3 protein-coding genes are annotated in these 7,876 nt (G+C 76.0%); 1 reads left to right on the plus strand and 2 read right to left on the minus strand.

The genetic code is table 11. The features are described from left to right. Window positions 1–16: 16 nt before the first annotated feature. Together ACFYP3_RS19870 and ACFYP3_RS19875 are read right to left on the minus strand one after the other, a co-directional pair. Window positions 17–1,291, minus strand: a complete 1,275-nt coding sequence (locus ACFYP3_RS19870) for a putative Ig domain-containing protein (protein ID WP_388834006.1) — start codon at window positions 1,289–1,291, stop codon at window positions 17–19. A 121-nt stretch (window positions 1,292–1,412) separates the two neighbouring features. Further along, window positions 1,413–2,306, minus strand: a complete 894-nt coding sequence (locus ACFYP3_RS19875; protein ID WP_388834008.1) for a LysR family transcriptional regulator — start codon at window positions 2,304–2,306, stop codon at window positions 1,413–1,415. Between the two features lie 510 nt (window positions 2,307–2,816). Between ACFYP3_RS19875 and ACFYP3_RS19880 the strand changes: the two genes are divergently transcribed. Continuing rightward, window positions 2,817–7,876, plus strand: a 5,060-nt coding sequence (locus ACFYP3_RS19880; protein WP_388834011.1) for a beta-ketoacyl synthase N-terminal-like domain-containing protein, incomplete at its 3' end; no start/stop codon positions are given.

Genomic DNA, 7,876 nt, shown 5'->3' on the forward strand with positions numbered 1-7,876 from the left:
CCGTCCTCGTCGCGTCTCAGAACCAGGTGAGGCCGAGGGCGAAGGCGGTGCCGGCGGTGGCTCCGGTGGAGTCGGTCGCGGTGGCGGTGACCTGGACCGTGCCGCTGCCCCAGGGCTTGCCGGTGATCCGACCGGAGGCGGCGTCGAGGGTCAGACCCCAGGGCAGGCCGGTGGCGGCGTACCGGACGGGGGGCTTTCCGCCGGTGGCGGTGAGCTGGATGGTGCAGGACTGGTTGAACTTGCACGTCTGCGGACCGGGGTTGGTGAGCCTCAGGTCACCGGGGGTGGGCGTCGGGGTCGGGGTGGGAGTGGGGGTCGGGGTGGGAGTGGGGGTCGGGGTCGGAGTGGGCGTCGGGGTCGGAGTGGCGCCGCAGCCCGGGGTGGCCTCCGGCGGCAGCGGGACCCGCCAGACCTGGGTGTCGTTCTCCGACCCGACGAGCAGGCTGGTGCAGTCGGCGTACGTCACGGTCTCGCCCTGCGACTGGGCCGGGAGCGCGACGTCCGCGAGCTTGACCCCCGCGGTGTCGTACACGGAGGCCGTGTTGGCGCCCAGCGGCCCGCCGCTGCGCAGGGCGTACGAGGCGCCCGACGGGGAGAACGCGCCGTCGGTGGCGAACACCGGGCCGGGCCGGACCGCCGTGAGGGTGTTGACCTGCCCGGTCACGGGCGGCAGCGGGGCCTGGTACAGCTGGCCGGCCGCTCCGATGACCTTGCTCGCGACGTAGAGCCGCCCGCTCACCGGGTCGGCGAGCAGGGACTCCGCGTCGTGCCTGCCGTCGGCGTAGGAGAAGCGGTACGTCACCGGGGTGACCGTGGCGTTCCCCAGCTGGTCGGGCTCCGCGAAAGCGTGCACGGTGATCTCCGCGCGGCCGCCGAAGTTGTCGCCGATGTCCCCGACCAGGATCGCCGGGCCGCCCGAGGCGTCCTTCCCGAGGGCGAGGGCCTCCCAGTCGGTGTTGCCGACGCCGGAGAGGGTGAAGGTGGCCAGCAGCCGGCCGGTGGCGCCGTTGCAGTCGACGGCGAAGACCTGGTTGGTGTTCCCGCTGTCGTTGACGGCGTAGAACACGCCGGGGTGTTTGCGGCTCATGGCGAGACCGCTGAACTCGGCCAGGCCGCCGGGGAGGGTGCACTTCTTCTCCGGCGCCAGTGTTCCGGTGCCGGACACGGCCGGTGTGGCGGAGGGGGCCGGGGAGGCGGTGGCGCTGGCCGTCCAGGCGACCGCGGGCAGGATCGTGGCGAGGGCCGCGGTCGCGAGGGCGGCGGCCCGTGGGGATGTCAGGAGTCGGGACATGCGCACAATGTGAGGGGACATCAGCCGGTGTGCCAGGCCCGGTCCCCTCCCGTTCGAGCATCGTTCAATGCCGAGGGGGCATGTCCCGTCGGCGCACCCTCGGCGCACCGTCGGCACACCGTCAGCGCACCGGCTCCCGTACCGGTCCCTTGTGTCCGGCCTGCGCTATGAACGCGCGGGCCGCGCGGCTCAGCGGCCGACGGGCGTGGGCGATGCCCACCGGGCGCAGCAGCGGCGGCGTGAAGGAGCGGATCTCGGCCCGGCTCCCGAACGCCCTCAGCACCACGTCGCGGTACCAGATGAGGGAGCCGCGGCCGTCCGTCACACCGGTCACCCAGGCGAGGCGTTCGTCGACCTCCAGGGAGGGGACGGGTCGTACCCCGAGACAGCTGAACATGGCCTCCATCTCGGTACGCCGGCCGGTCCCCGGGGTGGGCAGGACCATCGGCAGCCCGTCGAGCATGCGCAGCGGCATCGGGTGGGGCAGTCGGGAGCCGAGCGGGGAGATCAGCACGACCTCGCGCTCCTGGATGAAGTGGGTGGAGAGCTCCTTGTCGACGGGCAGGTCCACCAGGGCCAGCTCCGCGCGCCCCTGGGCCAGTTCCTCGACGAGGACCTCCCTGCTGCCGTGCTGCTGGAGCCGGACGTCGATCGTCGGGTGGCGCGCGGTGAAGGCCCCGACCAGGTCGGTGGCCAGGTCGAGGGCGAGGGTGGGGGTGGTGACGAGGGTCAGGACGGCCCGGGTGTCCCTGCCGTGGGGGGTCCCGATGTCGTCGATGGCCTCCACCGCGTTGAGCACGGTGCGGGCCAGCCGGACGACCCGGGCCCCCTCCGGCGTGAGGTCCACCCCCCTTCCCCGGCGGGCGAGGAGCTCGACGCCCAGATCGCGTTCCATGGCCTGGACGGCCCGGGACAGGGCGGACTGGGCGACGAAGACCGAGGCGGCCGCGCCGGTGATGGACCGGCAGTCGGCGACGGCGACGAGGTAGCGGAGCTGCGCCAGCGTGGGGGTCATGACCGGACGGTAACCTCGCGGGGCTGTACCTGTAAGGGCTCGTCGGGTGAACAACTCCGGGGTGGCCGGTTTGCCTTCATGCCCGGGCGGCGGTTAGGCATGCCGGTGCGGCATGCCCCGGGGGACGCGGTGGCCCGGACCGCGCCGCGGGGGCGGCCGAGCCGGGCGCGGCAACACCGCAGGCCACGGCTCGGCCGGGGCGGTCCGCGGGTCCGCGCGGGGGCCGCGCCGGGTGGTCCGCGGGCGCCGCCGGAGCGAAACACCGTACTCCGCATGGCTGTTGACAGTGCGCGGAGACCACCGCACGATGCAACGCGGCATGAGGGTGTTTGACCATTGTTCAAGCCTGCCGCACTCCGGCAGACGTGCGAGACCGCCGCACTCCCCTCCTCGCGCTCTGTCGCGTTCCCCGCTCTCCGCTCTCCGCTCTCCCCTCAGCCGTTGCCGCCCTTCCGCCGCACCGCCGTCCTGGACTCCGCCATGTCACACAGCACTGGAAGAGGAGCGCCCGTGACCCCCCACTCCCCACAGTCCGCCGCCACCCGCGATCTGGTCGTCGCGGTCAGTCCCTTCGAGGAGCCCTGCCCGGCCGTCGTGACCGCCGCCGAACGCGCCGGGGCCCTCGGACTGCTCGACCTCGGCCGGGACGCGGACGCCGCGCGGAGCGGACTGGCGGAGTCGGGCCGCCGGCTCGGCAGCAGCGGCAGGTACGGGGTGCGGGTGCCCGCGGGCTGCCCGCTCGGACCGGAGGAACTTCCGGCGGACGTCGACACCGTGCTGCTCGCCGACCCCGCGTGGCACACCCCGGAGCGGGTGGCCGCGTGGACGGCGGCGGCCGGCCGGCCCCGCGTGTGGGCCGAGGTCACCAGCCTGGCGGAGGCCACGGCCGCCGTGGCCGCGGGGGCGGACTCGCTCGTCGCCAAGGGCCACGAGGGCGGCGGCCGGGTCGGCGCGGCCACCACCTTCGTCCTGCTCCAGCAGCTGCTCGGGGACCCCGCGATCCGGGTACCCGTACGGGCCTGCGGCGGGATCGGGCCGCACACGGCCGCCGCGGCCGTCGCGGGCGGGGCCGCCGGGGTGCTGCTCGACGTACAACTGGCCCTGACCGTCGAGGGGGAGGCCGCGCTGCCGGCGGAGGTGGCCGCCGCCCTGCGGGCGATGGACGGCTCCGAGACCCGGCTGGCCGACGGGCACCGGGTGTTCGCACGCCCCGACCTCACCCCGCCCGAGGGTCCGGCCCACCTGCTGCTCGGCGCCCGGGACCTGCGGACCCGGCTGCTGCCGGTCGGGCAGGACGGCGCGTCGGCGGCCCGGCTCGCCGAGCGGCACCGAACCACCGGCGGTGTGCTCCTCGCCGTACGGGCGGCCATCGGCGGGCATCTGGCGGCCGCGGCCCGGACCCGGCCGCCGGCCGTCGCGCAGGGGCCCATGACCCGGGTGAGCGATCAGGCGGCCTTCGCCGAGGCGGTGGCCGCCGCGGACGGCGTCCCGTACCTGGCGCTCGCCGTGATGGAGGGCCCGGACGTACGCCGGCTCCTCGCCGACACGGCCGAACGGCTCGGCGAGCGCCCCTGGGGCGTGGGCCTGCTCGGCTTCGCCCCGCCGGAGCTGCGGCGGGCCCAGCTGGCGGCCGTGACCGAGGCCCGCCCACCGCACGCGATCATCGCCGGGGGCACCCCCGCGCAGGCGGCCCCGCTGGAGGCCGCCGGGATCCGCACCCACCTGCACGTGCCCTCGCCCGCCCTGCTGGAGCGGTACCTCGCCGAGGGGGCGCGGCGGTTCGTCTTCGATGGGCTGGAGTGCGGGGGCCACGTCGGGCCGCGCGCCTCGTTCCCGCTGTGGGAGGAGCAGATCGAGCTGCTGCTGTCCTGCCCCGAACCGGAGGCCCTGGACCTGCTGTTCGCGGGCGGGATCCACGACGAACGGTCCGCCGCCATGGCGGTGGCGGCCGCGGCCCCGCTGGCCGCGCGCGGCGCCAGGATCGGGGTGCTGATGGGCACCGCCTACCTGTTCACCGAGGAGGCCGTGGCGGCGGGGGCGGTACTGCCGGGCTTCCAGCGGGCGGCGGTGGAGTGCGCGGACACCGTACTGCTGCGCACCGCGCCCGGGCACGCGACCCGCTGCGCGGACACTCCGTACGCCGAGACCTTCGAGGCGACCCGGCGACGGCTCGCGGAGAGCGGCGTGGAAGCGCGCGAGGTCTGGGAGGAGCTGGAACGGCTCAACCTGGGGCGGCTGCGGATCGCCAGCAAGGGGCTGCGGCGCGCGGCGGACCGACTGGAGGCCGTCGACGAGGAACAGCAGTACGCGGAGGGGCTGTTCATGCTCGGTCAGGCCGCGACCCTGCGCACCGCGACCACCACGATCGCCGCACTGCACGCGCAGGTCACCGAGGGGGCCGCGGCGCTGCTGGAGCGCCGGGCCCGGGACTTCGCCGAGGAGGCACCCCAGGCGGCCGACCCCCTCGACATCGCCATCGTCGGCATGGCCTGCGCCTACCCCGGCGCGCCGGACCTCGCCGCCTACTGGGCGATGGTCCTCGCCGGGAGGGACGCCGTGACCGAAGTACCGGCGGAGCGTTGGGACCCGGAGCTCTACTACGACGCCGACCCGGCCCGGGCCGGGGAGCGCACACCGTCCCGCTGGGGCGGCTTCCTCGGCCCGGTGCCCTTCGACGCCCTCGCGCACGGCATCCCGCCCGCCTCCCTGGCCGGGATCGAGCCGGTGCAGCTGCTGGCCCTGGAGATCTCGGCGCGGGCCCTCGGCGACGCCGGATACGGCCGGGAGCGCGCCTTCGACCGCTCGCGGACCTCGGTGGTCTTCGGCGCGGAGGCCGGTACCGAACTGGCGGGCGCGTACGGGCTGCGCGCCCTCCTTCCCGCCTACCTGGGCGAGCTGCCCCCCGCCCTGGACGAACAGCTGCCGAGGCTCACGGAGGACTCCTTCCCCGGGATCCTCGCCAACGTCATCGCGGGCCGGGTCGCCAACCGGCTGGATCTGGGCGGCGCGAACTGCACCGTCGACGCCGCCTGCGCCTCCTCCCTCGCCGCCCTGGACCTGGCCTGCCGCCAACTGCGCGACGGCGACAGCGACATGGTGCTGTGCGGGGGCGCCGACGTGCACAACGGGATCAACGACTACCTGATGTTCGCCTCCGTCCGCGCCCTCTCGCCGGGCGGCCGCTGCCGGCCGTTCGACGCGGCCGCCGACGGGATCGCCCTCGGCGAGGGGGTGGGGGCGCTCGTCCTGAAGCGGCTCGCGGACGCGGAGCGGGACGGCGACCGGGTGTACGCGGTGATCAAGGCGGTGGGCTCGGCCAGCGACGGCCGGTCCCTCGGCCTGACCGCACCCCGCCCGGAAGGACAGCGGCGGGCCCTGGAGCGGGCCTACGCACGGGCCGGGATCGCCCCGGCCGAGGTGGGCCTGGTCGAGGCGCACGGCACCGGTACGGTGGTCGGGGACAGCACCGAACTGTCCGTGCTCAGCGAGCTGTTCACCGCGTCCGGGGCCGCCGCCGGATCCTGCGCCCTGGGCTCCGTGAAGTCCCAGCTCGGCCACACCAAGTGCGCCGCGGGGCTCGCCGGGCTCATCAAGGCCGCACGGGCCGTCCACGCGGGCGTACGGCCGCCGACGCTGCACATCGAGACCCCGAACCCGGCCTGGCGGGCGGAGACCAGCCCCTTCTCCTTCGACACCGAGGCCCGCCCCTGGGCCGTGCCCGTCGAGCGGCGGATCGCCGGGGTGAGCGCCTTCGGCTTCGGCGGCACCAACTACCACGCGGTGCTGGCCGGTTACGGCGGCGCCGAGGAGCCCCGGCACGGCCTGGAGGAGTGGCCCGCCGAGCTGTTCTGCTTCCGCGGCACGGACCGGAAGGCGGCCGGCCGGGCGATGGCACGGCTCGCGGCCCGCCTGGAGGAGAACGACACGGCCGGACGGCCCTGGCCGCTGCGCGACCTCGCGGCGGAGACCGCCGGCGGCTCCGGCCCGGTCCAGGTGGCGATCGTGGCCGCCGACCTCGACGAACTGACGGCCCGCCTCGAACAGGCCCGCACCTTCAACCACGGCACGGGCATCCACATCACCCGGGAGAACGCCGGCCTGACCGCCTTCCTCTTCCCCGGGCAGCACAGCCAACGCCCGCGCATCCTGGGCGAGTTGTTCACGGCGTTCCCCGCCCTGCGCGCCCTCCTGGACTCGGCTCCGCCCCCGGTCGTGGCCGCGATGTTCCCACCTGCGGCGTTCACCGCCGAGGGGCGGGCGGCCCAGAGAACGGCGGTCACCGACACCCGCGTGGCCCAGCCCGCCCTGGGACTGGCCGGGGCAGCGGCCCATCTGCTGCTCGGCGAGCTCGGCGTACGGCCGGACTGCGTGGCCGGGCACTCGTACGGGGAGCTCACCGCGCTGTGGGCGGCCGGGGTCTACGACACCGGGAGCCTGCTGCGGCTGAGCGCCGACCGCGCCGAGGCGATCCTCGACGCCGCCGGCGCGGATCCGGGCGCGATGGCGGCGGTGTCGGCGACGCCGGACGAGGTCGCCGCACACACCGACTGCACCATCGCGAACCACAACGCCCCCCGCCAGTGCGTCATCTCGGGCCCCACGCCCTCCGTCGAGGAGGCGGTGTCCGCACTCCGCGGGGCGGGACTCTCGGCCGAGCCCCTCCCGGTGGCCTGCGCCTTCCACAGCAAGGTGGTGGCGGAGGCGTCGGAGGCCCTCGCCACGGCCCTCGCGGACACCCCGATGACCGCCCCGGCCCTCCCCGTCTGGTCGAACACCACAGCCGACCGGTACCCCACCTCGCCCGAGGAGATCCGGACCCTCCTGGGCCGCCAGGTGGCGGAGCCGGTCCGGTTCGTCGACGAGGTGGAGGCGATGTACGCGGCAGGCGTCCGCACCTTCGTGGAGGCGGGCCCCGGCCGGGTCCTCACCGCCCTCGTCGGCCGGATCCTGGCCGACCGCCCGCACACGGTGATCCCGCTGGACGTACCCGGCGAGCACGGCCTGGTCCGGCTGGTCACGGCGCTGGCGGAACTGACGGCGGCCGGCGTGCCGGTGGCGCCGGAGGCCCTGTTCCGCGGCCGCGCCAGCCGCCTCCCCGCACACGCCCCGCGCCGGCCGGGCTGGCTGGTCGACGGCCACCTGGTCCGCACCGCGTCCGGCGCCCCGGTCCCCGGCGGTCTGCGTCCGGCGCAGCGCGTGGCGGCGCCCGCTGGAGCCGTGGATCCGCACACGACCGCGAATGGAGGCACGGGCATGACCACGAGTCGGACGGCAGGTACCGAGGAGACGATCCTGGAGTACCTCCGCGGCACCCGCGAGCTGGTCGCGGCCCAGCGGGACGTCCTGCTGAGCTACCTGGGCCTGCCGGCAGCCGGTTCCACCGGGGCCGGGAGTGTGCCGGGGCGATCCCCGCAGGGCGCCGAACGCACTTCCGCCCAGCTCTCCGACCCCCCGACACGTTCGGCGTCCGAGGAGACGTCCCGGCGCGCGCCCGGCCCCCCCCCACCCCCCCCCCCCCCCCCCCACCCCCCCCCCCCCGCCCCCCCCCGCGGGGGGGGCGGGGGGCCCGC

The organism is Streptomyces sp. NPDC005533, assembly GCF_042871845.1.
Lineage (GTDB): Bacteria > Actinomycetota > Actinomycetes > Streptomycetales > Streptomycetaceae > Streptomyces.